Source organism: Achromobacter sp. RT286_PF (assembly GCF_059760425.1).
Window position 1 is genome coordinate 48,782 of sequence record NZ_JCBAMR010000012.1, and the last position, 24,610, is coordinate 73,391.

19 protein-coding genes and 1 tRNA gene are annotated in these 24,610 nt (G+C 65.4%); 13 read left to right on the forward strand and 7 right to left on the reverse strand.

The window, feature by feature from the left end; translation table 11 throughout:
- Window positions 1-8 precede the first annotated feature (8 nt).
- The 4 genes from AC6LJY_RS12185 (at window position 9) to AC6LJY_RS12200 (ending at window position 4,942) form a co-directional block, all read left to right on the forward strand.
- Window positions 9-776 carry a polysaccharide deacetylase family protein gene (locus AC6LJY_RS12185; RefSeq protein ID WP_046805641.1) on the forward strand — a complete coding sequence of 256 codons (768 nt, stop codon included), beginning with the start codon at window positions 9-11 and terminating at the stop codon, window positions 774-776.
- 2 nt (window positions 777-778) lie between these two features.
- A complete protein-coding gene (locus AC6LJY_RS12190; protein ID WP_046805594.1) occupies window positions 779-1,786 on the forward strand; it encodes a sterol desaturase family protein in 1,008 nt (335 codons plus the stop codon).
- A gap of 154 nt (window positions 1,787-1,940) precedes the next feature.
- Entirely contained in the window at window positions 1,941-3,722 is a 1,782-nt protein-coding gene (locus tag AC6LJY_RS12195; protein ID WP_498136032.1) for an esterase/lipase family protein, read from the forward strand.
- The gene (locus AC6LJY_RS12200; protein ID WP_498136033.1) at window positions 3,710-4,942 is read left to right on the forward strand and encodes a T6SS immunity protein Tli4 family protein; all 1,233 of its coding nucleotides are present in this window, start codon (window positions 3,710-3,712) and stop codon (window positions 4,940-4,942) included. The genes AC6LJY_RS12195 and AC6LJY_RS12200 overlap by 13 nt, the downstream gene beginning before the upstream one ends.
- Before the next feature lie 21 nt (window positions 4,943-4,963).
- Here the strand turns inward: AC6LJY_RS12200 and AC6LJY_RS12205 are convergent, their stop codons facing one another.
- Both AC6LJY_RS12205 and AC6LJY_RS12210 read right to left on the reverse strand, forming a co-directional pair.
- Window positions 4,964-5,464 (reverse strand): acyl-CoA thioesterase, encoded by a 501-nt coding sequence (locus AC6LJY_RS12205; protein ID WP_046805595.1) that lies wholly within the window; start codon window positions 5,462-5,464, stop codon window positions 4,964-4,966.
- Window positions 5,465-5,543: 79 nt separating this feature from the next.
- On the reverse strand, window positions 5,544-7,046 hold the full coding sequence (locus AC6LJY_RS12210) for a DUF1254 domain-containing protein (RefSeq protein ID WP_498136034.1): 1,503 nt from the start codon (window positions 7,044-7,046) through the stop codon (window positions 5,544-5,546).
- A gap of 228 nt (window positions 7,047-7,274) precedes the next feature.
- On the opposite strand from AC6LJY_RS12210, the gene fdnG reads away from it, so the two are divergent.
- The 7 genes from fdnG to AC6LJY_RS12245 all read left to right on the forward strand — a co-directional run bounded on the left by fdnG (window position 7,275) and on the right by AC6LJY_RS12245 (window position 16,484).
- Complete coding sequence (gene fdnG / locus AC6LJY_RS12215; RefSeq protein ID WP_162941140.1) at window positions 7,275-10,343, forward strand: formate dehydrogenase-N subunit alpha; 3,069 nt, start codon at window positions 7,275-7,277, stop codon at window positions 10,341-10,343.
- A gap of 10 nt (window positions 10,344-10,353) precedes the next feature.
- Window positions 10,354-11,253 (forward strand): formate dehydrogenase subunit beta, encoded by a 900-nt coding sequence (gene fdxH / locus AC6LJY_RS12220; protein WP_046805599.1) that lies wholly within the window; start codon window positions 10,354-10,356, stop codon window positions 11,251-11,253.
- Window positions 11,246-11,878 carry a formate dehydrogenase subunit gamma gene (locus AC6LJY_RS12225; RefSeq protein ID WP_046805600.1) on the forward strand — a complete coding sequence of 211 codons (633 nt, stop codon included), beginning with the start codon at window positions 11,246-11,248 and terminating at the stop codon, window positions 11,876-11,878. Before fdxH ends, AC6LJY_RS12225 begins: the two co-directional genes overlap by 8 nt.
- A 78-nt stretch (window positions 11,879-11,956) precedes the next feature.
- Window positions 11,957-12,889 (forward strand): formate dehydrogenase accessory protein FdhE, encoded by a 933-nt coding sequence (fdhE, locus tag AC6LJY_RS12230; RefSeq protein ID WP_104144836.1) that lies wholly within the window; start codon window positions 11,957-11,959, stop codon window positions 12,887-12,889.
- A gap of 4 nt (window positions 12,890-12,893) precedes the next feature.
- Window positions 12,894-14,432 (forward strand): L-seryl-tRNA(Sec) selenium transferase, encoded by a 1,539-nt coding sequence (gene selA / locus AC6LJY_RS12235; protein ID WP_498136035.1) that lies wholly within the window; start codon window positions 12,894-12,896, stop codon window positions 14,430-14,432.
- A complete protein-coding gene (gene selB, locus AC6LJY_RS12240; protein ID WP_498136036.1) occupies window positions 14,429-16,375 on the forward strand; it encodes a selenocysteine-specific translation elongation factor in 1,947 nt (648 codons plus the stop codon). The genes selA and selB overlap by 4 nt, the downstream gene beginning before the upstream one ends.
- Window positions 16,376-16,388: 13 nt before the next feature.
- Window positions 16,389-16,484, forward strand: a tRNA-Sec gene (locus AC6LJY_RS12245).
- 53 nt (window positions 16,485-16,537) lie between these two features.
- On the opposite strand, the gene AC6LJY_RS12250 is transcribed toward AC6LJY_RS12245, so the two are convergent.
- On the reverse strand, window positions 16,538-17,086 hold the full coding sequence (locus AC6LJY_RS12250) for a TlpA family protein disulfide reductase (protein ID WP_498136037.1): 549 nt from the start codon (window positions 17,084-17,086) through the stop codon (window positions 16,538-16,540).
- A 158-nt stretch (window positions 17,087-17,244) separates the two neighbouring features.
- Here AC6LJY_RS12250 and selD point away from each other — a divergent pair, with 158 nt between their 5' ends.
- A complete protein-coding gene (selD, locus tag AC6LJY_RS12255) occupies window positions 17,245-18,306 on the forward strand; it encodes a selenide, water dikinase SelD (protein ID WP_046805603.1) in 1,062 nt (353 codons plus the stop codon).
- A 106-nt stretch (window positions 18,307-18,412) separates the two neighbouring features.
- Here the strand turns inward: selD and AC6LJY_RS12260 are convergent, their stop codons facing one another.
- Window positions 18,413-20,476, reverse strand: coding sequence for an LTA synthase family protein (locus AC6LJY_RS12260; protein WP_219992580.1), 2,064 nt, complete (start codon window positions 20,474-20,476; stop codon window positions 18,413-18,415).
- A gap of 308 nt (window positions 20,477-20,784) precedes the next feature.
- Window positions 20,785-21,726, reverse strand: a complete 942-nt coding sequence (locus tag AC6LJY_RS12265) for a LysR substrate-binding domain-containing protein (RefSeq protein ID WP_498136038.1) — start codon at window positions 21,724-21,726, stop codon at window positions 20,785-20,787.
- A gap of 128 nt (window positions 21,727-21,854) precedes the next feature.
- Here AC6LJY_RS12265 and AC6LJY_RS12270 point away from each other — a divergent pair, with 128 nt between their 5' ends.
- Window positions 21,855-22,523 (forward strand): 2-hydroxychromene-2-carboxylate isomerase, encoded by a 669-nt coding sequence (locus AC6LJY_RS12270; protein WP_046805606.1) that lies wholly within the window; start codon window positions 21,855-21,857, stop codon window positions 22,521-22,523.
- Here AC6LJY_RS12270 and AC6LJY_RS12275 read toward each other — a convergent pair.
- Together AC6LJY_RS12275 and adh are read right to left on the reverse strand one after the other, a co-directional pair.
- A complete protein-coding gene (locus AC6LJY_RS12275; RefSeq protein ID WP_046805607.1) occupies window positions 22,510-22,887 on the reverse strand; it encodes a DUF779 domain-containing protein in 378 nt (125 codons plus the stop codon). The genes AC6LJY_RS12270 and AC6LJY_RS12275 overlap by 14 nt on opposite strands.
- 140 nt (window positions 22,888-23,027) lie before the next feature.
- Window positions 23,028-24,557 carry an aldehyde dehydrogenase gene (adh, locus tag AC6LJY_RS12280; RefSeq protein ID WP_046805608.1) on the reverse strand — a complete coding sequence of 510 codons (1,530 nt, stop codon included), beginning with the start codon at window positions 24,555-24,557 and terminating at the stop codon, window positions 23,028-23,030.
- Between the last annotated feature and the right edge of the window lie 53 nt (window positions 24,558-24,610).

The following is a 24,610-nucleotide window of genomic DNA, read 5'->3' on the forward strand; positions in this document are numbered from 1 at the left end:
TGCTGGCCATGACGCTGGCGCTGGCGTGTGCCGTGCCGGTGGCGAATGCTGCGGCGCCGGGCACCTGCGACAAGCCCGTCTACCTGACCCTGGACACCGGTCACATGGGGGTCGCGCCGCTGATCGCCGATGTGCTTAACCGCCATCACGTCAAGGTCACTTTCTTTTTGGCCAACGAACGCACCAAGACCGACGGCTCCAGCCTGGACGACGTCTGGGCGCCGTGGTGGAAGGCGCGCGCGGCGGAAGGGCATGCTTTCGGATCGCATACCTACGACCACGTCTACTGGCAGGCCGACCTGCCGGGCGGAAAGTTTCGCGTGAAGCCCAGCGCGGGGCCGGACACCGGCAAGCGCGCCGAATGGACGGCCGAACAGTACTGCGCCGAAATCAAGCGTTCGGCCACCCGCTTTCACCAGATGACGGGCGCCAGGATGCTGCCGCTGTACCGCGCACCGGGCGGCAAGACGTCGCCCGCCCTGCTCCAGGCCGCCAAGGCCTGCGGCTACGAACACGTGGGCTGGTCGCCCGCCGGCTTCCTGGGCGATGAACTGCCCAGCGATAAATTCCCCAACGCCAAGCTGCTGGACCAGGCGCTGCGCACCATCAAGCCCGGCGATATCCTGCTTGCCCACCTGGGCATCTGGTCACGCCAGGACCCCTGGGCGCCCGCCGTGCTGGAGCCTTTGATTGTGGGCTTGCAGCAGAAGGGCTATTGTTTTGCCACCTTGGACACGCATCCGGCCTACCGCGACTGGATCGCCACGCATCATTGATCATGGAAACGCTTAGCCAATTCTTCGGGGCATGCCAGCAATGGCTCTTCGAAACGCTGATCCAGCCCGCGCTGTTTCACCTCGGGATGAGCAACTTCATCGAGGACGGCTATGACGCCACCATGTGGCTGCTGGTCGGTCTGGTGCAGGTTGCCGTGCTGGTGCTGGTGTTCGGCCCGCTGCAACGCCTGCGGCCCGTCGAAGCCGTGACCGACCGACGCCAGATCGGCATCGACGTGCTGTACACGCTGATCCACCGCCTGGGCGTTTTCCGCCTGGCGCTGTTCTTCACCATCGACCCGTTCTGGGACAGCGTCTTCGGCCAGCTGCACGTGTGGGGCTTTGCGCCTTTCCAGCTGGACCAGTACTGGCCGGGCGTGACCGACAAGGCCTGGGTCAGCCTCATCATCTATCTGCTGCTGTTCGACGCGGTCGACTACGTCTACCACCGTGCGCAGCACCGCTTCGGCTGGCTGTGGGCGCTGCACGCCGTGCATCACAGCCAGCGCCAGATGACCATCTGGAGCGACGACCGCAACCACCTGCTGGACGACATGCTGCGCGACGTGCTGGTTGTGTTCGTGTCGCAGTTGGTGGGCGTGCCGCCGGCGCAGTTCGTGGCGGTGGTGGCCATTACGCAGCTGGCGCAAAGCTTCTCGCACGCCAATTTGCGCATGCACTTCGGCGCGCTGGGCGAACGCCTGCTGGTCAGTCCGCGTTTCCATCGGCATCACCACTCCATCGCCTACGACGCGTCCACGCCCGGCCCCGTCGGCGGCTACAACTTTGCCGCGCTGTTCCCCATCTGGGACGTGCTGTTTCGCACCGCCCGTTTTGGCGTGGGCTATGGCCCCACGGGCATCCACGACCAGCAGGCCGAATTGGGCGGCCGCGACTACGGCCGCGGGTTCTGGTCGCAGCAATGGCTGGGGCTGAAACGCATGGTTGGCCGAGACCGCGAACCGGCCTCGGCGCCGCCGCCACCGCCCGGAGCGGCGGAGCGGGCCTGATTCGCCACGCGGGTTCTTAGCAATCTGAACCGGAAATCAGACTCTTCCAATAGCCTTTTTGTTGGATCGCCATCACTGTTGCGGGTCAAGTGATTCGCTCGCGCAGCGCCACGCAATCCGCCAAGGCCACGCGCGTGCCCCTCAGGAGCCCGCCGTGACCGATACCGCAGCGCCCGCGCAGCGCTTCGCCCCGATGTCCTACAACGCCCGGGGCCAGCCCGTGTTTCAGTGGACCCTGACGCCCGCCGAGCAGTGCGATCCGGTCATCCTGCGGATCCCGCCGGACGCTATCCTGCCGGTCGTATTCGTTCCGGGCATCATGGGCTCGAATCTGAAGTCCGTGCCGGATGACGGGCAAGAAGCCGAACCCGTCTGGCGCCTGGATGCAGGCTTGGCTGGCAAACCTGTTGATTTGTTCCGGCGTTGGAACGGCGTTCCCGCGGGGACCCGTCAGGCCGTGTTGCACCCCGACCGCGTGACCGTCGATGACGCCGGCGCCGTGCCCGAGCGTCGCGTGGGTTCGGTGATCGTGCCTTCCGTCGATTCGGCCACGCAAAGCAAACAGGCGCTTATCGATCGCTATCGCGAACGGGGCTGGGGCGAAGTCGGCGAAAGCAGCTATCACCCGTTCCTGCTCTGGCTCGAAGACTCGCTGAACAGCTCCTATCGGCCGCACGAGTGGCCGGAATTCCAACTGAAGTCCATGCACCTGGACGTGCCCGACGACCCCTCGTTGCAGCCGCGCCTGAAGCCCGGGCTGGAGGTGCCCCTGGCAGGCCTGGGCGAACACCTGCTGCGCCAGCTGCCGCATCTGAAGACGGACGACCTGTCCGCCCGCGCCGCATACCGGATGCCGGTGCACGCGTTTGGCTACAACTGGCTGGCGGACAACAACGTGGCGGCAAACAAGCTGGCCGAGCGTATCGACGAAATCAGGCGTCAGTACGGGTCCGAGTGCCAGCAGGTCATCCTGGTCACACACTCGATGGGCGGGCTGGTGGCACGGCGTTGCGCGCAGTTACCCGGCATGAGCGAAGCCATTGCAGGCGTGGTGCACGGCGTGATGCCGACCCATGGCGCCCCGGTGGCATACCGGCGCTGCAAAGTGGGCATGCAGCAAGAAAGCGCGATGGCCGCCGCCGTGATCGGCGTGACCGGCCAGGACGTCACAGCGGTATTCGCCCAGTCGCCGGGTGCACTGCAATTGCTGCCCACCAAGAACTATTCGCCGGGATGGTTACGCCTTCGAGACCCCGACCACGCGCCCGCCATGCCTGCGCGTCCTGAGGCGGACCCTTACCAGGAAATCTATTTGCGCCGTGATCGCTGGTGGGCGTTGCTGCGCGAAGAGTGGTTAAAGCCGAAGGATGGGGCTCCCGCCGAGTGGAAGGACTACGCGGAAAATATCGAACTGGCGAAGCTGTTTCACGAAAGGATAGATGCCGCCTATCACCCCAACACCTACGTGTATTACGGGGCTGACGCCAAACAGCCGAGTTTCGAAACCATTACCTGGCAAATGCGAGCCGGACGGGGCGATCTGAATCGGCCTTTGGGCGTGCCCCCGGATGCCTTCGTTGTGTCCACCATGCAGATGGCGCAGGTGCGAGATCAAGGATCCAGCCCCTTGTACGTTGGCGGCAGTCGCGCCGTGGAACACGTGCCGGTCAGAGCAGGCCGGCTAACCGTATCCATGGAAGTCAGCCATTGGGAACTGCACTGCGAAATGCAGGACGGCATCGGTGATGGCACGGTTCCGGTCAGTTCAGGCCAGGCGCCGGCCGCGCAGGCGCGCGAAGGCCAAGTGCGGGTGCAAGTCAGCGCCACGGGCTTTGACCATGAGGGCGCATTCAAAGTGATGCAGACCCGGCACTTCACGCTGTATAGCCTCATCAAGATCGCTGCTCAAGCCAAGCGTCCATCATGCGCCGCTTGATCCCGCTGCTTTGTCTGTTGGCCGGGCTCGCCGCCGGCGTGATGGCCCTATTTCATTCAAAGGAGGAATTCGCCGTGAACGAGATTACCGGCCCCATGCGAACGTGGGCGGTAGGCAGGCAACTGATCGAACTTCCCGACGACTGGGGGCCGCCTTCCAGGGCGTTCGCGAAGCTCTACTACGGAGGAGGGGCCGATCATACGAGCGTTGAAATCGATATTCTGGGGCAAGACATCACGTTGGCTCAGTTTGACGAGGCTCTTTCAGAACGCGCCCGCCGCATCGGCGCCGTCAACAGTTCTGAAACCGGCAAGTCTGTGCTTCTCTGTGCGGAGGAATTGGCGCGGGGGAAGTGGCTGTTCCAATTTCACCGGAGCCTGGGCAGCACGGGTTCGCAAACCTATGAACTGCATCTGCTGGTGATCGGCACGCACGTCAAGCTGGCAGCAAACTCGTACGAGGGCAGCAATGCACAGGTCGAGTCGCGCCTGCTTGAGCTCGCTGCGCAAGTTGTCGGCGTCAAGCAAGCCGAAGCGGCCGGCCCGGGCCTTTCGCTGGGCCCCGTCATCATCCGGGGTACGCACGACCACGAGATGGGCATCGTGAGCTTCATGGCGCGAGGCTCGAACGTCAAACTGGAAATCTACTTCAGTGACTCCGCGCGCAATGAGTCGCCTCGCCTCATCGAACGCATGGTCCGCGACTTCAAAGCCTTTCGCGTCTGGGACCCCGATGTGGTGCGCAAGGGGCATACCACGCTGGCGGGGAATCCCGCGGAGGAATACCTGATGCGGTATGAAACGAAAGACCATCGCGGGTTCTTGTTTGTGGCTGAAAACTACCGGGATAGCCGTTCGTTGGCGAGTCCATCGGTTAATTTCCGCCTGACCGCGGGCGGCGTGCCCCGACTGCACGCCAACCCGGAGATCACACCGGACAAGTTGCTTAATTGGCTTTTGCCCAACTTTGTCCCTCGGGGCGATCCTCCGTTGTGGCAAAGAAAAAGGCCCCGTCCACCTGTTGACTCCACATTGAGCAAGGATCAGACGCTGGCAATCTGGGATCACGCTATGCGTTCACTGCGCCCGCGTTACGGGGCCGTTGCTCCGCCCCGGGTCGAGCCGCAAAGCGCTACGCGTGGACCTACCCCCGCCCAGGCGGAAGCGGCCCGAAAAGCCCTGGATGACTTTATCGCCAGCGAACCCGGCACAGAGAAATAGCCCCCGCCGGTCCGCCAGCCGTTACGGCGCGTCGTGCGTCGTTTCCCGTTTGATTTCGTCGTGGCGGCGTTCCATTTCCTGGCGCAGTTCGCGGCGCAGACGCGCGGCTTCGAAGCGTTGCTTTTCTTCCAGGTTGCGCGGGGCCAGCGGCGGCACGGCGGTGGGTGCGCCGTTGTCGTCCACCGCCACCATCGTGAAATAACAGCTGTTGGTATGGCGCACCAGCTTTTTGCGGATGTCTTCGGTGACGACCTTGATGCCGATTTCCATCGACGTGCGCCCGGTGTAATTCACCGCCGCCAGGAAAGTGACCAATTCACCCACGTGGATGGGTTCGCGGAACACGACCTGGTCCACCGACAGCGTGACCACGTATTGGCCGGCGTAGCGGCTGGCACAGGCGTAGGCCACCTGGTCCAGGTACTTCAAGATGGTTCCGCCGTGTACGTTCCCTGAAAAATTCGCCATGTCAGGCGTCATCAGGATGGTCATCGACAGTTGGTGGCTAAAGGCGTCGTCCATGGCGGGCGCTCATCATTGAAAAATAAAACGCCTATGGTAGCGGCAGGCGCCTGTCACCGAGCCGTCATCCGGCCACGTGCTAGGGTTTCTTCTCGGAAGGCTGGGCGGCGCTGGCGGCGGGCTCCACATCCACATCCGAATCCACTTGCGCCGGCGGCTGCGGATCATCGCGCACCAAGGCGGGCGGCATCCACAGCCCGTCCAACAAAACCGGCTGCGGTTCGTACATACGCAACAACATCGTCACGGCGCCCGATGCGGGCAGCGGCAGCCAGTTGGCCTGGTCCTCGGGGGCGGGCGGCGTCTGGCTGAAATGCAGGTCCAGCGAGCCATCGGCGTTGTAGCGCAACGGCTGACGGTCGCCCAGGGTATGACGGCCAAGCATGTTGGCAACGGGCATGCCCTGGCTGTCGTAAGCGGCCAATGACCACAGCGCGCCAGCGGGCGGGAGCTGCCCGCCTTCAAAGTGCAAGAAGTAACGATGCGCGCCGTCGATCGGGGCACCCTGGTTGTCGGCAGCCAGCAGCAGCACGGCCAGATCCTCGGGCAGGCTGGCGCCCGGTTGTGCTTGCGCGGCCAGCGCCCGGCGCAGGTACGCGTTGCCATACACGCCCACGCTGGCTGTTTCCTGTTGCCAGCCGTTCAGGTTGCGCAGCGAGGCGCCCGCGGCGGCCTGCATGCGCTCACGCGCCGCGCGCAGTCCGCGTCGCATGCCTTGTTTGGCGGGATGGTCAAGCTTGTCGAAATCAAACGGACGGCCCGCAATCAGGCCTGCCTGGCGCAGCTTGGCCAGCATCGGCTGGTCGGTTGCGTGCGGCGGATTCTTGCGCAGCAGCTCGGCGGCGTAGGTGAAGAACGCGTCGGTCGGCATGGATTCCACCTGCTCGCGCACTGCTATCTTCAGGTCCAGATTGGGGTCCGACTTCACCCGCTGCGACTGCGCCGGCAAGTTCCACTGTGACAGCGGCGTCAGCGCGTAGCCGTCCTGCAAGGCGTTCACGGCGGCGAAATCGGCGGGCCGGTCTGCCTGGATCAGCAGCTTGGCCAGGACGTGCGGGGTCGGTGCGTCAATGCGGGCCATGCCGGAGGGCAGCGTGCCCGTCCAGCCGGGCGGCACGATCACGGTGTTGGACTTGCCCGTGCCGGTGGTGCGCTTGCCCAGCATGGCGAAGGCGTCCGTCCACATGTCCACCAGCGTCAACGAATACAGCCGGCCCTGGGTGTCGGGCACCGACAGCACGACGGGGCCGGCCGTCAGGTCGATCCAGCCGGTGCTGCGCAGCATGTCGGGGTTGGTCCACGGGGCCGCCTCGCCGGCCGGGGGCAGGCCGCGACCATGCAGGAACGTGTTGGCGGCCGCACCCTGGGCGCCTCGCGACGGATGCGTGAACTGCCGCCGGTTCAAGTCCATCGTCACCAGCGGATAGAAGTACAGATAGCCTTCCATGGCCGCTTGCTGGGCGACTTCGGTTGCGGTGGCGGCCGGTGTGAGCCGCGCGGCTGCGGGCGCGGCCAGTGCGGTGGAGGCGGGCGTCCCGGCCAGGCAGGCCAGGCACAAAGCCAAGGGAACAAAACGGCGCATCGGGCATTCCAACGGTCAAGCGTGAACGAGGAATGTAGCAGCCGCCAGACACTCCAAAATCTGCGAACAACTCCCATTTCGCCGCCAAATCGGCGTTAGCCGGGCTTTTTCCGTGGCGCGCGACTTGGTCTTGCGAATATACTTATTGAAATATCCTTGGAAGTTGTAGGGCTTTTCCGCGTTGGGCAAGCCACCGGCTTTCGTCATTCACCAGGAGAGGAGTGCTTCATGGTCAACATGAATCGCCGCCAGTTCTTCAAGGTGACAGGTGCCACCCTGGCAGGCTCTAGCCTGGCATTGCTCGGGGTAGCCCCCGGCACGGCCATGGCTGAAGTGCGCCAGTACAAACTTGCGCGCATGACTGAAACGCGCAACACCTGTCCCTACTGTTCGGTCGCCTGTGGCTTGCTGATGTACGGTCTGGGCGACGGCGCCAAGAACGCGCGCGCCAGCATCATGCACATCGAAGGCGACCCTGATCACCCCGTCAACCGCGGCACGCTCTGTCCGAAGGGCGCGGCGCTGATCGACTTCATCCACAGCCCCAACCGCCTGAAGTACCCGGAATACCGGGCGCCCGGGTCGGACAAATGGGTGCGGATGTCGTGGGACGACGCGCTGACCCGCATCACCAAACTCATGAAAGCCGACCGCGACGCGAACTTCGTCGAGAAGACCGCGGACGGCAAGACAGTCAACCGGTGGCTGACCACCGGCATGCTGGCCGCCTCTGCAAGCAGCAACGAGGTGGGCTACGTTACGCACAAGACCGTGCGCAGCATGGGGATGTTGGCGTTCGATAACCAAGCACGTGTCTGACACGGCCCGACGGTGGCAGGTCTTGCCCCGACGTTTGGCCGTGGAGCGATGACGAACCATTGGGTCGACATCAAGAACGCGGACGTAGTGCTGATCATGGGTGGCAATGCCGCCGAGGCCCACCCGTGCGGGTTCAAATGGGTCACGGAAGCAAAAGCCCATAACAAGGCGAAGCTGATCGTTGTGGATCCGCGCTTTACGCGTTCGGCATCCGTGGCGGATTTCTACGCGCCCATACGCACCGGCACCGACATCATCTTCCTGGGTGGCGTCATCAAGTACCTGTTGGATCACGACAAGATCCAGCACGAGTACGTGCGCAATTACACCGACTTTTCTTTCATCGTTCGTGAGGACTTCACGTTCGAGGAAGGCTTGTATTCCGGCTACAACGCCGACAAGCGTTCCTACGACAAGGCCAGCTGGGACTACGAGCGCGGCGACGACGGTTTCGTCAAGACGGACCCGACGCTGGCGCATCCGCGCACCGTCTACCAACTGATGAAGAAGCACTATTCGCGCTACACCGAAGACATGGTCGAGCGCGTGTGCGGCACGCCGAAAGACAAGTTCCTGAAGGTGTGCGAAATGCTGGCGTCCACCGCCAGCCCCACCCGCGCGGGCACGATCCTGTATGCGCTGGGCTGGACGCAGCATTCCATCGGTTCGCAGATCATCCGCACCGGCGCGATGGTGCAGCTGTTGCTGGGTAACATCGGCATCGCCGGTGGCGGCATGAACGCGCTGCGCGGGCACTCGAACATTCAGGGCCTGACCGATCTTGGCCTGATGTCGAACCTGCTGCCGGGCTACATGACGCTGCCCAACGAACCCGAGCAGGATTACGCCAAGTACATCGAGACCCGTACGCAAAAGCCGCTGCGTCCCAACCAGCTCAGCTACTGGCAGAACTACAACAAGTTCCACGTCAGCCTGATGAAGGCCTGGTGGGGCAACGCCGCCACGGCGGAAAACAACTGGGCGTTCGACTACCTGCCCAAGCTGGACAAGCTGTACGACATGCTCCAGGTCTACGAGCTGATGGTCCAGGGCAAGATGAACGGCTACATCGCGCAGGGTTTCAACCCGCTGGCGGCGGCGCCCAACAAGGCCAAGTTGAATGATGGTTTCGCCAAGCTGAAATTCCTGGTCATCATGGACCCGCTGGTCACCGAGACCTCGGAATTCTGGCGCAACGCGGGCGAGGCCAACGATGTGGATCCGTCCAAGATCCAGACCGAAGTCTTCCGCCTGCCCACCACCTGTTTCGCCGAGGAAGACGGCGCGCTGGTGAACTCCGGGCGCTGGCTGCAATGGCACTGGAAGGGCGCCGAGCCTCCGGGCGAAGCCAAGAGCGACATCGAAATCATGTCGCTGATCTTCACGCGCCTGCGCAAGATGTACCAGGACGAAGGCGGCACGTATCCCGACCCTATCGTCAACCTGTCCTGGCCGTACTCCAACCCGCAGAACCCCACCGCCGAGGAACTGGCCAAGGAATACTCCGGGCGCGCCCTGGTGGACCTGGTCGACCCCAAGGACCCCACCAAGGTCACCCGCAAGGGCGGCGAGCAGGTGGCGGGTTTTGCGGAACTGCGCGACGACGGCTCCACCGCCAGCGGCTGCTGGATCTTCGCTGGCGCCTGGGGGCCCGGCGGCAACCTGATGGCGCGGCGCGACAACAGCGACCCCACCGGCATCGGCCAGACCCTGAACTGGGCCTGGGCGTGGCCGGCCAACCGCCGCATCCTGTACAACCGCGCATCTTGCGACGTGGCGGGCAAGCCCTTTGATCCGCGCCGCAAGCTGATCGGCTGGAACGGCAAGATATGGGCCGGTGCCGACATCCCCGACTTCAAGGGCGACGAAAACCCCGACGGCGGCATGGGGCCGTTCATCATGAACCCGGAAGGCGTGGCGCGCTTCTTCGCGCGGGCGGGCATGGCCGAAGGGCCGTTCCCGGAACACTACGAACCCTTCGAAACGCCGTTGGGATACAACCCGCTGTACCCGAAGGCCAAGGGCGTGACCAGCAACCCGGCCGCGCGCGTCTTCAAGGACGACCTGGCCGCGATGGGCACGGTCGACAAGTTCCCGTACGTGGCCACCACCTACCGCCTGACCGAGCACTTCCACTACTGGACCAAGAACGTCCGCATCAATGCGATTCTCCAGCCGGAGCAATTCGTCGAGATCGGCGATGCCTTGGCCAAGGAACTGGGTATTGCCAACGGGTCGCGGGTCAAGGTGTCGTCCAACCGCGGCTACATCAAGGCGGTGGCGCTGGTCACCAAGCGCCTGCGCGCGTTGACCATCGAAGGCAAGACGGTGCACCACGTGGGCATTCCGATCCACTGGGGTTTCGTGGGCCTGGCCAAACCCGGCTTTTTGACCAATACCCTGACGCCATTCGTGGGCGACGGCAATTCCCAGACACCGGAATTCAAGTCGTTCCTGGTCAAGGTCGAGAAGGCCTAGGAGAACCGACATGTCCATGCAATCCCTAGACATCAAGCGGCGCTCGGCCACCACCACGCCGCCGCCCGGTATCCGTGAACCCATCACGGGCTCGGTCGCCAAGCTGATCGACGTCTCCAAGTGCATCGGGTGCAAGGCTTGCCAAAGCGCCTGTATGGAATGGAACGATCTGCGCGACGAGATCGGCACCAACGTGGGCGTCTATGACAACCCGGCCGACCTGACCGAGCATTCCTGGACCGTCATGCGCTTCTCGGAATACGAGAACCCCGCCGGCGACCTGGAATGGCTGATCCGCAAGGACGGCTGCATGCACTGCGAGGACCCGGGCTGCCTGAAGGCCTGCCCCTCGCCGGGCGCCATCATCCAATACACCAACGGCATCGTGGACTTCCACGAGGAAAACTGTATTGGCTGCGGCTACTGCATCACCGGCTGTCCGTTCAACGTGCCGCGCATCTCCAAGAAAGACCACAAGGCGTACAAGTGCACCTTGTGTTCCGACCGCGTGGCCGTTGGCCAGGAGCCGGCCTGCGTCAAGGCCTGCCCCACCGGCGCCATCGTCTTCGGCACCAAGGAAGACATGAAGCAGCATGCCGAGGAACGGATCGTGGACCTGAAGTCCCGCGGTTTCGACCAGGCCGGGCTGTACGACCCGCAAGGCGTGGGCGGCACCCATGTCATGTACGTGCTGCATCACGCCGACCAGCCCGGGCTGTATCACGGCCTGCCCCAGGACCCGAAGATCAGTCCCATGGTGTCGCTGTGGAAGGGCTTGGCCAAACCGCTGGGTGTGGCCGCGATGGCCCTGACCGCCCTGGCGGGATTCTTCCACTACGCCCGCGTGGGCCGTAACGAGGTGTCGGAGGAAGACGAGCGCCGCGCCGAAGAGGAGATCCGCCATGACTGAAGACCACCGTCACCGCCGCATCAAGCGCTATTCGCCGGGTGAGCGCACCAACCACTGGATCATCGCCTTCACGTTCATTCTGTTGGCGCTGTCCGGGCTGGCGCTGTTTCACCCGTCGATGTACTGGCTGACCAACCTGTTCGGCGGCGGCCCCTGGACGCGCATTCTGCACCCCATCATCGGAGTGGTGATGTTCGTCTGCTTCGTCGTGTTCGCCGGCCACATGTGGCGGCACAACCTGATGACGCGCGCTGATCGCCAGTGGCTCAAGCAGCTGAACGACGTGGTCGAGAACCGCGAAGAAAAGCTGCCCGAAGTCGGCAAGTACAACGCCGGCCAGAAGCTGCTGTTCTACGTGCTGGTGTTGTGCATGCTGGGCCTGTTCGCCAGCGGTATCGTGATCTGGCGCGAATATTTCGCGTTCTATTTCCCGATCTGGGTGGTGCGGGTCGCGTCCGTGGTGCACGCCGTCAGTGCGCTGGTGCTGATCTGCTCGATCATCGTGCACATCTACGCCGCGATCTGGGTCAAGGGCTCGTTGACGGCCATGCTGCGCGGTTATGTCACGGCGGGCTGGGCGTGGAAGCACCATCGCGCCTGGTTCCGCGAACAGATCCGGAAGTAGCGCCGGTTTTATCCTGATCGCACGGCTGCTATCCTTCTTCGAAGGCTGGCAGCCGTGTTTGTTTTTTTGGAGACGCAATTGCAGCGAATTCTTCCGCGCGGTGAAATCGAAGCGCTAGACCACAATGTCATCCCCCGCGTCAGCTTGCCTGAACGCGGCTCGATTTTTTCAACGCGCGCGGCGCGCCTGCGGCAACTGGCGTCGGATAGCCCGGTGGCCGATTACCTGCTGCTGATGGCGCATCTGGTCGACGCCCAGCATCGCGCCCTGCAGGACTGCGCCGCGCCCGGCGTATCCGAAGATCGGCTGTCGCTGGCGCAGGCGCATGGCATGCCGCCGCTACAGGCGGTGGGCTGGCCGCGCGACCCGATGTGGCGCGGCATCCTGGCGCGCCTGGTCGATGACGTATCGCGTACCGCGGGGGTGCCTGCCGAAGCCGTCGAAGTCTGTACTGCGTTGCGCCGCGCAATCGACCAAGACCCCGAATCCCTCGAAGACCTGGCCGAAGCCGTGTTGGCCGAACAGGACCAGGGCGTGGACGGCGCGGCCGCGCCCTTCGTCATGGCAGCCTTGCAAGTCTATTGGACCGATCTGGCCAGCCGCTTCGACGCCAAGCAATTGCCCGTGGTCAGCCCGTTCGGCGTGTGCCCCGTTTGCGCCAGCTTGCCGGTGGCCAGCGTAGTGCGCGTGGGCGGCCAGTTCGAAGGCTACCGCTACTTGTGTTGCAGCCTGTGCGCCACGCAATGGCACATGGTGCGCGTCAAGTGCACGCATTGCGAAGACGTGGAATCGGTGGCGTACCAGGCCATCGACGGCCGCGCGCCCGCCATCAAGGCCGAAACCTGCGACCACTGCCACACCTATCGCAAGATCTTCTACCAGGACAAGGACCTGCACGTGGAACCCGTGGCCGATGACCTGGCCAGCCTGATGCTGGACGTGCTGGTGGGCGAGGCGGGTTATTCGCGCGCCAGCGGCAACCCGCTGCTGTGGCATGGCAACGAGGACTAGCCGCATGGCCGAGCTTCCGTCAGAAGACAGCGCCGTCGCCGCTGAGACCGCCGCTGCTGAAACCGCCGCCGCCGGGGCTGCCGGCGTCGGGACTGTCGCCGCTGAAACCGCCGCCGCCGACACTGCCGCTGCCGATACTGCCGCTGCTGCGTCCGACATTCCGCCGCTGGACCGCCTGTTGAATGCGGATGCGATGCGTGTGGCGTTGGACACGCACGGCCGTACCCAGGTTGTGGCTGCATTGCGCCGCGACCTGGATGTCTTGCGTCAACGCGCGCTGGCCGGCGGCTTGAGGCGCCATGATCTGGATGCGGCAATGGTTGCGGCCCGCTTGACGGCGGCGCTGGACAAGGCCGCGCAACCCCGCCTGCGCGCGGTCTATAACCTGACCGGCACCGTGCTGCACACCAACCTGGGCCGGGCGCTGCTGCCCGACGAAGCGGTGGCATCGGTGCTGCGCGCGCTGACCACGCCGGCCAATCTGGAATTCGATCTGGATACCGGTGGCCGCGGGGATCGCGACGATCTCATCGACGACCTGCTGTGCGAACTGACGGGCGCCGAAGCCGCCACCGTCGTCAACAACAACGCCGCCGCCGTGCTGCTCATGCTGAACGCCCTGGCGGACCGGCGCGAGGTCGTGGTGTCGCGTGGTGAACTGGTTGAAATCGGCGGCGCGTTCCGCATCCCCGACATCATGAAACGCGCCGGCGCCAAGCTCGTTGAAGTGGGTACCACCAACCGCACGCATGCCGCCGACTACGACGGCGCCATCGGGCCGCGCACCGCGATGCTGATGAAGGTGCATTGCAGCAATTACGCGGTCACCGGCTTCACCAAGAGCGTCGGCGTGGCCGAGGTGGCGGCGCTGGCGCATGCCAAGGGCTTGCCGGCCACGGTAGACCTGGGCAGCGGCACGCTGGTGGACCTGACGCAGTTCGGCCTGCCGCGCGAAGACACGGTGCGCGACACCATCGCGGCAGGCGCCGACCTGGTCACCTTCAGCGGCGACAAGCTGCTGGGCGGCCCGCAAGCCGGCCTGTTGGTCGGCCGCGCCGACCTGATCCGCAAGATCAAGAAAAACCCGCTCAAGCGCGCGCTACGCGTCGGCAAGCTGACGCTGGCGGCGCTGGAACCCGTGCTGCACCTGTATCGCGCGCCCGAATTCCTGGCGCAGCGGCTCACCACGCTACGCCTGTTGACCCGGCCGCAACGCGATATCCAGCCGCTGGCCGACCGGCTGCGCGGCGTTTTGGCGCATGCGGTCGGTGCGAACTACGCCGTGCAGGCCGTTCCCATGTTCAGCCAGATCGGCAGCGGCGCGTTGCCGGTGGACCAGTTGCCCAGCTTCGGCCTTGCGCTGCGCTACACCGGCAGCGGGCGCCCCGGCCGCCATCTGGACACGCTGGAAACCCGGCTGCGCGGCCTGCCCACGCCCGTCATCGGCCGTATTGCCGACGACGCGCTGTGGCTGGACCTGCGCTGCCTTGAAGCCCGTGACGAAGCCGCCTTCGCCGCGCAACTGGCGGAGCCGCTGGCATGATCATCGGCACCGCCGGACACATCGACCATGGCAAGACCACGTTGGTGCGCGCGCTGACGGGCGTAGATACCGACCGGCTCAAGGAAGAAAAGGCGCGCGGCATTTCCATTGAATTGGGCTACGCCTACACGCCGCTGGACAACGGCGACGTGCTGGGTTTCATCGACGTGCCCGGTCACGAAAAGCTGGTGCACACCATGGCCGCCGGCGCCAGCGGCATCGACTTCGGCCTGTTGGTGGTGGCCGCCGACGACGGCGTCATGCCCCAGACCCGCGAGCACCTGGCCATCCTGACGCTGCTGGGCGTCGCGCGCGGCGCGGTGGCACTGACCAAGGCCGACCGCGCCGACGCCCAACGCCTGGCCGCCGTGCGCGCCGATATCGCCGCGCTGGCCGCGGGCACGTTTCTGGATGGCGCGCCGGTCCATGCCGTAAGCGCCACGCAGACCGACGACGTTGGCACGGCGCAGCTGAAAGACTATCTGCACCGTCAGGCGCAAGACCTGCAACGGCGTGACGCGGCCGGCTTGTTCCGGCTGGCCGTGGACCGCGTGTTTACGTTGGCTGGCCACGGCACCGTGGTCACCGGTACGGCGCATTCGGGCGTGGCGCGCGCCGGCGACGAGGCGGCCGACCTGCGCCTGATGCCCGCCGGCACACGCGTGAGGGTACGCGGCATTCATGCGCAGAACCGGCCCAGTGAAACCGGCGCGGCGGGCCAGCGTTGCGCACTGAATCTGGCGGGCATCGACAAGCATGCCATCGCGCGCGGCGACTGGATCGCGGACGCCCGCTGTTTTTTGCCGTCGCGCCATCTGGATGTGGCCCTGACCTTGCTGCCGTCCGCCGACGCGCCCTTGCGTGCATGGGCGCCGTTGCACGTGCACATCGGCGCGGCGCGGCACGTGGCGCACGTGGTGCCGATCAGCGCCGAGACCTTGGCGCCCGGGCAGTCCGGCTGGGTGCAACTGGTGTTCGATGAGCCCGTGTGCGCCATGCCGGGCGACCGCTACATCGTGCGCAACGCGCAGGCCACGCGCACGGTCGGTGGCGGACGCGTGCTGGACCCCAACGCACCCGACCGCAAGCGCCGCGCCGCCGCTCGCATGCAAGCGTTGCAGGCTTTGTCCGACATGCTGGATGGCGGCGGTTTGCCACCGGTGCTGGCGCACGCGCCGCTGGGCCTGGACGAAGCCGCGTTGCAACGCCTGACGGGCATGCCGGTGCGCGACATCGCCGCCCCTCATGGCGCGCTGTGGGTCGAAACGCGCAACGCGCAGGCGCCCCGCACGTTGATCCTGGCCGCGCACTGGCAGGCGCTGCTTGCCCGCGTCGAACAGGCGCTGGCATCCTTTCACCACGGCGCGCCGGACGAGCCCGGCCCGGACAGTGCACGCCTGCGTCGCATGGCGATGCCGGTGGGCCCCGATGCGTTGTGGACCGCCGTACTCGACGCGCTGCAACGCGATGGGCGCCTTTCGCGCAACGGCCCTTGGCTGCACCTGCCGTCGCACACGTCCACGCTCGCCGACGACGAAAATGCGCTGGCGGCGCGTGTGCTGCCGCTATTGAATGCCGGCGCGTTCGACCCGCCATGGGTGCGCGACGTGGCGCGCGCGCTGGCCGAACCCGAAGAGCGCGTGCGGCTGCTGCTGCGCAAGCTGCTGCGTCGCGGCGAAGTCGCGCAAGTGGTCAAGGACTTGTTCTATCACCGCGATCAGGTGCATGTGCTGGCAAGCATCGCGGCGGACCTGGCAAGCCAGGCGCGCGGCCTGAACGCGGCGGTGTTCCGCGACGCCACGGGCCTGGGACGCAAGCGCGCCATCCAGATCCTGGAATTCTTTGATCGCGTGGGCTACACGCGGCGTGTGCGCGACACCCATGTGCTGCGCGGCGACAGCGCTTTTGCTTCGACGCAAGAGGCGCCGCAGCCGGTATCATAGGCACCTTCGCTGCGGAAGGCATCCGTGCCCGGCGGCACGGCTGGGCTTCAAACCCAGTTGGGGGCGTCAGACGTTCCCAGGTAGGTTCGACTCCTGCTGCCTTCCGCCACACCTCCCGCCACACCCCCCGCCACGGCTTCATCCACGCACGCCCCTGCGCGTCTACCGCCGCAACATGCGCGTCACCACGGCCGTCACCTGTTCAGACTTCCAGTCCAGCTCGCCCAGATGCCAATATCGGGTCGACCCGCCTCGGTCCACCAGGTAATTGGCCGGCAAGGCGATGGCATCCCATTTCTTTGACGCCGCGCTGTTGCGGTCGTGCATTACCGTGCCGGCCACCGGCGACTTGGCCAGAAAGGTCGAAACCTTGCCCAGCGCTTCGCCCACATTGACGGCCACCAGCCGCAGGCCTTCTTCACGATGCCGCTTGGCCATGGTGGACATCAACGGGATGGCGTCGCGGCACGGCTCGCACCAGGTGGCCCAGAAGCTGACGATGACCACGTTGCCGCGCCAGGCCGACAGCTTTTGCTCGCGCCCGGAAAGGTCGGGCAGTACCAGGGCGGGGGTGGGCAAGGTCCATGGCGCCCAATCGGGGCCGGTGGCGGCCTTGAGCGCGGCGTCATCGGCGGCGCGTGCCAGCTTGGGCAGATATGGCAGGGCGGCCACGGACAGGCCGGTTTGAAGCAGGCGGCGGCGGCTGATCAAGACGGCGTCCTTCGCAAAGGTCAAAGGGAAACGGGCTTGGATGGCGGGCGTCGCGCGGGTCCTGCCCGGCATACCGCCACCGCGCGCGTCGCCGAAACATCATAGGGCGAAGGGCGGGCGCGATGCTATCCTTTTTCGATTGAGATCCGGAGACTGAAATGACCCACGATGTAGCGTCCGCGGCAGTGCCGCGTTTGACTTCGCTTTCGCACGGAGGCGGCTGCGGCTGCAAGATCGCGCCGGGCGTTCTGTCCGAACTGCTCAAGCGTTTCGGCCCCGCCGCCAGCTACCCCAACCTGATGGTGGGCACCGAGACCGCCGACGACGCGGCGGTGTACCGGCTTAATGACGAGCAGGCGCTCATCGCCACCACCGATTTCTTCATGCCCATCGTTGACGACCCGCACGACTTCGGCCGCATCGCCGCGACCAACGCGCTGTCGGACGTCTATGCGATGGGCGGCACGCCCATCATGGCGCTGGCCATCGTGGGCATGCCGATCAATGTGCTGCCGCACAGCGTCATCGCGGACATTCTGCGCGGGGGCGAATCGGTCTGCGCCGAAGCGGGCATTCCGGTGGCGGGCGGGCACAGCATTGATTCGGTCGAACCCATCTATGGCCTGGCGGTGATGGGCCTGGTGCATCCCAGCCGCGTCAAGCGCAACGCCGATGCGCGTGCGGGCGACGTGCTGATCCTGGGCAAGGCGTTGGGCGTGGGCATCTTGTCGGCCGCGCTGAAAAAGAACCAGCTGGACGAAGCCGGCTACCGCGTCATGATCGACACGACAACCCGCTTGAACCGGCCCGGCGCCGCGTTGGCCGCGCTGGACGGCGTGCACGCGGTGACCGACGTCACGGGCTTTGGCTTGCTGGGCCACGCGCTGGAAATGGCGCGCGGCGCAAAACTGACCGCGCGCCTTGACCTGGATGCGTTGCCCTGGCTGCCCGGCGTGGAAGCGTTTGCTTCTCAGGGCGTCATCACGGGTGCATCGGGCCGCAATTGGGCGTCATACGGCAACGCCGTGCAGCTGTCCGCGGGCGTCACCGACGCGCAGCGCGCGTTGCTGACCGATCCGCAAACCTCTGGCGGCCTGCTGGTGTCCTGCGCGCCGGAAGTGGCCGACGCGGTGCTGGCGCTATTCCGTGAGCAGGGCTTTGACCAGGCAACCGTCGTGGGCGAGATGATCGCGGGCGACGGGCAAGTGCAGGTTGGCTGACCGTGCATCGGTCAGGGGCGGTTCCGAGCCGCCGCTGGGCTGATCGTGACAGCCTGGCGCTGCGGCATGCCGCGCCGCGCCGGTTTTCGGGCGCGGCAGTGCAACCTTACGGCCGGGCTTGCGATTGCACCTGGTAATTGATCTGCCAGAGCATCAGCTTGGGATAGGCGGCCAACCGCTCTTGCTGGGCGCGCTGCGTCGGCGTGGTTGGTTGTTCGGCGCCTAGCGCCAGGCCCTGCGCGTTGGCCCAGGGCAGGATCTTGCCTGGGCGGTCGCGCCGGTACGCACCGTCTTGCGTGATCGTCAGATGCGGGTCGTTGATACCAAAGCACCAGACCGGGTCCGGCTGCGCCGCCAGCAGATCGCAGCCCGTGCGGTAGTAAGGCGTGGCGGGCAGACTCAGCTGATACAGGGTGGGCAATATGTCTTTGTGGCCGCCCACGCGGGCCGGGTCGAACACCGATTGGCCCCGGTACGCTTGCGGCACGTACAGGTAGAAGGGCACGGCGCGGGCCAGCGCGGCTTCGCGCGCGTCCTGGTAATTCAGGCCCTGCATGTTGTGGTCACCCGTGACCGCGATGATGGTGCGGGCGCCGCTGGCCGAGGCCTTCACGCGCGTCAGGAACTGGCCCAACTGATCGTTGGCGTAGCGCAGCGTGTAGAACGCGTCTTGCACCGAGCTCCAGCTTTTGAAGTACGGCTGGCGCGTCACATCGGCCAGATCCAGGCCGCTGCGCTGCGCGCCGTCGGGCGCGATGAACGGGGGATGGTGCGTGGTGGACAACGCAACGATGAACAGCGGCTGACCATCCCGATCGGCATCGGCCAGGCGGCTTTCGATGTAGCGGAACATGTATTCGTCCGGTACGCCCCACGTGCCTGCCTGGGCTTCGGGATACTTGGCGCGCAAGGTCTGCTGGTCGATGAATTCGTGGGCGCCCAGGTGCGTGGCGAAGGTGCCCAGGTTGCGCCAGGTGGCCGCGCCGGACGTCACGAACAACACACGGTAGCCGCGTGCCAGATACGGTGCGAAGGCATTGCTGGCGAAGGTGTCGTCGGCGGCCGACGATTGGCCGATGGCCGGCACCGGGCTGCGTACCAGCAGGCGCGCCAGGGAATCGATCGTGCCGTTGCCTTCCGACAGGAAGCGGTCAAAGCGCCAGTCCTGTTCCCAATGCGGGCGCAGCGCACCGAGCAGATCGCGGCCCGGTTGGTCATAGGCATTAAGGTGGTGACCCATGCTTTCCATGACTTGCAGCACAACATGCGGCGGCCGCGCCAGCGCTGCCGGGTTGGCGCCGGTCACCGCGTTAAAGGGCGTCAGGTCGGGTTTTACCGGGTGCCCAAGAAACCGTGCGTACAGCGCTTCGCCTTCGGCGGCGGTGGCGGGCAGGAAACGCTTGTCGTTGCCATGCTCGCGCAGCGCCCACGAGAAAGCAGAGATGCCGTTGGGCGCAATGGCGTTCAACAAGCGCATGGTCGAGATACTGGTGTCGTCCTTGTTCAGCGGAAACCGGCCCAGGGACCCTCGGCAGGCCAACACAGTAACGGCAACGATGAACAACAATTGCAGCGCGGTGGGAAGCAGCGCCCGCCGCCGCAACGGCAGGCTGAGCACGCGGCGCCGCCAGCGTGTCCCCAGCCACCACGTGCAGACCAGCACCGCCGACAGCAGCACGCCTGCTTGCACCACCGGGTATCCGTGCCACAGCGTCATCAGGATGGCGCGGGTATCGTCGTCGATCATGCCGAACACGAAGATATCGATCGATCGGGAAAACGTGGCGAAGTAACAGACGCTGACCACGGTGGAACCGGCAATCAACGCGGCCATGGCCGCCCCGACGCCCGGCGTCAGGCGCAGCCAGCGGGCATACAGGGGGCGGCTGCCGGCCACCAGCATCGCCATCAACAGCAACGCCGAAAACGCGATGCTGGTGACCTTGATGTCGAACAGCAGGCCGATCCCCAGTGTGCGCCCCACGTCTTGTGGCAGCGCGGAATAGGTGGCCGACGGCGCGTACTTCACCAGTAGATAGCTGCGTCCGATGAACTGCGCCAGGACGCTGACCAGCCAGGGCGCCAGGATCACGAGGAATGCGCGCTGCACGTTGTGAAACCAGTCTTGCCAGGTGTCGGTGTCGGTCAGGCGTAAACGCTTTATCTGCATCAGTGGGGGGGCCAGGCGAAAAACGGGGGTTGCGGCAACAAAGCGTCCCTGGCCCGGGCTTGATGGGCCATCAGGGGATGAATGCATGATGGAACTCCGGCCCCGATTTCCGGGTTGCGGGGATCGCGGGGATCCCACAAGGCGCGCCGCAGTGGCTGGGATCGAACAGGCGGCTTTCGTGGTTCGGGTTATGGCCGCTGTTCGCCATGCAGCGCGAACTGTACTCGAGCGGGACCCGAAATGTACAAAGGTTTGTATAGCTTTGTGAGTGGCGTGTACGAACCGTGGCGGGGTCGGATGGCCGGTGGTCAGCGGGCAGAGCCGGGGGCGGATTCGCCGGACAGGTCGCGGGCCGTCGTCGCCGCCTGTTGCATCAGCCACGCGGCGACCACATCGGCGTCGGCGGTGCTGCGCCGCGCGTTGCGGACCAGCCAATAGGCGTGCTCGGTGGCCAAGGCGGCCTGCCCGCCCACCGGTTGCAAGCGCCCGTCGGCCAGCATCGGCGCAATCAGCGCCAGCCGGCCCAGCGCGACGCCATGGCCGGCCAGCGCCGCCAGCACGATCTGGTCGTATTGATTAAAGCGCAGCATGCCCTTGGCGCGCGCCCGGTTCAGGCCGCGCGCATTCAGCCATTCCGACCATTGCAGCCAGGGCCGGGTCGGGTCGTCGAATTCAAGGAGCACATGGCGTTGCAGCTCGCGCGCATCCAGCTCGCGGGCGTTCAGCGACGGGTGCGCCACGGGCACCACCGACTCTCCGAACATCCAGGCCGCGGTATCCGGGACGCTGTCGCGCAGGCTGTAGCGGATGGCGATGTCGACGCTTTCGCGGTCGATATCGATCAGGCGGTTGTCCGCAGCCACGCGCACGTCGATATGCGGGTGCGCCGCCTGGAAGGCGCCCAGGCGCGGAAGCAACCACAGGGAAGCCACGCCGATGGTCGTGGTAACGGTGACCGGTGTGCGGCGCTCGGGCGCGCGCAGCTGTTCGGTCAGGTCGCCCAACTGGCTCAGCCACACGTCGGCCATGCGAAATAGCTGCGCGCCTTCAGAGGTAAACGACACGCTGCGAAAGCCGCGCACCAACAGCGGTACGCCCAAATGCGCTTCCAGGGCGCGGATCTGGCGGCTGACGGCGGACTGCGTCACATGCAGATCCTGCGCGGCAAGGGTGATGCTCATGCGGCGGCCCACAGCGACGAAGCCCCGTACCAGATCAAGCGGCGGGAGTTTTGCCAGCGGATATGACATTCGTGAAACTCATGCGTATCGGGCGGAAATGTTGCTTGAGCAATAGTACGCCCGCAGCGTTCAATAGAAGCCTGCGACAAGGGCCAGCCGGGCCTTGGTCGCAGCCCCAGCCCTGTCGGAGTTGCCTGATGAACGCGTCTTTGCCCGACTCGCCCCGCATGCAGATGTGGTTCGATTTCGCCAGCCCTTACAGCTATCTGGCCATCTTGCGCGTGCAGGCGCTGGCGGAAAGCGCGGGCGTGGTGGTGGACTTGCGCCCCTTTTTGCTGGGGCCGATTTTCCAGGCCCAGGGCTGGAACGATTCTCCGTTTCGCCTGTTCCCGGGCAAGGGCGCCTACATGATGCGGGACATTGCCCGCCTGGCCGACAAATACGGCATTACCTACAACCGCCCGCGACTGTTCCCGCGCATGAGCGTGCTGCCGGCGCGCATCGCCTTGCTGGGCCAGGATGAACCGTGGTGCCGCGATTTCTGCGTGGCGGTATTTCGCGCGAATTTCCAGGACGACCTGGACATCCAGTCCGAAGACGTGGTGCATGGCCTGCTGCAAGACCTGGGGCTGGACGCCGATGCGCTGATCGCGCGCGGCAAGTCCGAAGCCGCCAAGGAAGCGCTGCGTCGTCAGGTGGACCGCGCGCGGGACCTGGGCCTGTTCGGCGCGCCCACGTTTTTTGCGGGCAGCGAAATGTTCTGGGGCAATGATCGCCTGGAAGACGCGCTGCAATGGGCGCGCGATCGGGTAGGCGCCGGCGACGTTGCCTTGGGTGACCAGGACAATTCCGTCAGCCCTTCGTAACGGGCGCCACGCGCGCCCATTCCTCGTCCGAGTACAGGCGCGATCGCAGCAGGAAGCGCTTGCCTTCCGCGCTATCCAGCGAGAATGCTCCGCCGCGCCCGGGCACCGCGTCTATGATGAGCTGGGTGTGCTCCCAGTACGCAAACTGGTCCTCGCCCATGTAGAACGGGCAGCCTTCCAGCTGGCCCAGCAGCACGTCCGAGCCCCCGACCATGAATTCGCCCTGGGCATAGCACATGGGTGAGCTGCCATCGCAGCAGCCGCCCGATTGGTGGAACATCAGCGGGCCGTGCTTGGCGCGCAAGGTGTCAATCAGTTGGCGCGCTTGGTCGGTGGCGACGACGCGCGGGGTGGGTGCTTCCATTTCGGTGTCCTGTGTAGGGGCCGCGGTCCGGCGGCCCGGCGTCCCGGCGTCCCGGCGGTCCGGCGGGCCGGCGATCTTGCGCTCCGAAGTTCCCGCGCGCCAGGCCCGAAGGCCCGGCGCGCGTTGCACACGCTTTCGCGTTAGAAGAAACCCAGCTTCTTGGGCGAATAGCTCACCAGCAGGTTCTTCGTCTGCTGATAGTGGTTGAGCATCATCTTGTGATTTTCACGCCCGATGCCCGACTGCTTGTATCCGCCAAACGCCGCATGCGCGGGATAGGCGTGATAGCAGTTCGTCCACACGCGGCCCGCCTTGATCGCGCGCCCCATCCGGTAGCACGTGTTGGCATCGCGCGACCACACGCCCGCGCCCAGGCCGTACAGCGTGTCGTTGGCCAGCGCCAGCGCGTCGTCGGCATCCTTGAACGTGGTTACCGCCACGACCGGCCCGAAGATTTCTTCCTGGAACACGCGCATCTTATTGTGGCCCTTGAATACCGTGGGCTGCACGTAGTAGCCGCCTTCCAACGCGCCTTGCATCTGCGCCCGCGAGCCGCCCGCCAGCACGTCGGCGCCTTCCTGCTTGCCGATATCCAGGTAAGACAGGATTTTTTCCAGTTGCTCAGTGGACGCCTGTGCGCCCAGCATGGTGTCGCCGTCAAGCGGGTTGCCCTGCTTGATCTCGGCCACGCGCTTAAGCGCACGTTCCATGAACTTGTCGTACAGCGATTCCTGGATCAACGCGCGGCTTGGGCACGTGCACACCTCGCCCTGGTTCAGCGCAAACATCACGAAGCCCTCGACCGCCTTGTCCAGAAAGTCGTCATCTTGCGCCGCCACATCGGCAAAGAAAATGTTGGGCGACTTGCCGCCCAGCTCCAGCGTGACGGGGATGATGTTCTGCGACGCGTACTGCATGATCAGCCGGCCGGTGGTGGTCTCGCCGGTGAAGGCGATCTTGGCGATGCGCTTGCTGGAGGCCAGCGGCTTGCCGGCTTCCAAACCGAAGCCCGTCACCACGTTCAGCACGCCCGGGGGCAGGATGTCGCCAATCAGTTCCATCAGCAGCAGGATGCCCAGCGGAGTCTGCTCGGCGGGCTTGAGCACCACGCAATTGCCCGCGGCCAGCGCGGGCGCCAGCTTCCACGCCGCCATCAGGATGGGAAAGTTCCACGGAATGATCTGTCCGACCACGCCCAGCGGCTCGTTGAAGTGGTAAGCCACGGTGTCGCTATCGATTTCCGACAGGCCGCCTTCCTGGCTGCGGATGCACGAGGCGAAGTAGCGGAAGTGGTCGATGGCCAGCGGGATGTCGGCGGCGCGCGCTTCGCGGATGGGCTTGCCGTTGTCCCAGGTTTCGGCGGTGGCCAGGCGTTCCAGGTTGGCTTGCATCACGTCGGCGATCTGCATCAGCATGCGGGCACGTTCAGCGGCCGGGGTCGCTCCCCATTTCGGCGCGGCGCGGTGGGCGGCGTCCAGCGCCAGGTCCACATCGCGCTCCTTCGAACGCGCGTTGCGCGTCAGCACCTGGCCGGTGACGGGCGTGACGTTGTCGAAGTACTCGCCATCCGCCGGCTTTTGCCACTTGCCGTCGATGAAGTTGTCGTACTGCGTTTTCAGGTCCAGACGGGTGCCATACGTGTCCGGGGTGATGCGGGTCGCGATGTCCATGCTTGTCTCCGATTTTGTGGGATAGCGGCAGTCAGCTGCCTGCCTGGTATCAA

What these genes read in the sequence shown, in the direction of transcription:
- AC6LJY_RS12185 (WP_046805641.1), top strand. Translation starts at nt 9, where the DNA reads ATGACGCTGGCGCTGGCGTGTGCCGTGCCGGTGGCGAATGCTGCGGCG.
- AC6LJY_RS12190 (WP_046805594.1), top strand. Translation starts at nt 779, where the DNA reads ATGGAAACGCTTAGCCAATTCTTCGGGGCATGCCAGCAATGGCTCTTC.
- AC6LJY_RS12200 (WP_498136033.1), top strand. Translation starts at nt 3,710, where the DNA reads ATGCGCCGCTTGATCCCGCTGCTTTGTCTGTTGGCCGGGCTCGCCGCC.
- AC6LJY_RS12205 (WP_046805595.1), bottom strand. Translation starts at nt 5,464, where the DNA reads ATGGACGACGCCTTTAGCCACCAACTGTCGATGACCATCCTGATGACG.
- AC6LJY_RS12210 (WP_498136034.1), bottom strand. Translation starts at nt 7,046, where the DNA reads ATGCGCCGTTTTGTTCCCTTGGCTTTGTGCCTGGCCTGCCTGGCCGGG.
- fdxH (WP_046805599.1), top strand. Translation starts at nt 10,354, where the DNA reads ATGTCCATGCAATCCCTAGACATCAAGCGGCGCTCGGCCACCACCACG.
- AC6LJY_RS12225 (WP_046805600.1), top strand. Translation starts at nt 11,246, where the DNA reads ATGACTGAAGACCACCGTCACCGCCGCATCAAGCGCTATTCGCCGGGT.
- selA (WP_498136035.1), top strand. Translation starts at nt 12,894, where the DNA reads ATGGCCGAGCTTCCGTCAGAAGACAGCGCCGTCGCCGCTGAGACCGCC.
- selB (WP_498136036.1), top strand. Translation starts at nt 14,429, where the DNA reads ATGATCATCGGCACCGCCGGACACATCGACCATGGCAAGACCACGTTG.
- selD (WP_046805603.1), top strand. Translation starts at nt 17,245, where the DNA reads ATGACCCACGATGTAGCGTCCGCGGCAGTGCCGCGTTTGACTTCGCTT.
- AC6LJY_RS12260 (WP_219992580.1), bottom strand. Translation starts at nt 20,476, where the DNA reads ATGCAGATAAAGCGTTTACGCCTGACCGACACCGACACCTGGCAAGAC.
- AC6LJY_RS12265 (WP_498136038.1), bottom strand. Translation starts at nt 21,726, where the DNA reads ATGTCATATCCGCTGGCAAAACTCCCGCCGCTTGATCTGGTACGGGGC.
- AC6LJY_RS12270 (WP_046805606.1), top strand. Translation starts at nt 21,855, where the DNA reads ATGAACGCGTCTTTGCCCGACTCGCCCCGCATGCAGATGTGGTTCGAT.
- AC6LJY_RS12275 (WP_046805607.1), bottom strand. Translation starts at nt 22,887, where the DNA reads ATGGAAGCACCCACCCCGCGCGTCGTCGCCACCGACCAAGCGCGCCAA.
- adh (WP_046805608.1), bottom strand. Translation starts at nt 24,557, where the DNA reads ATGGACATCGCGACCCGCATCACCCCGGACACGTATGGCACCCGTCTG.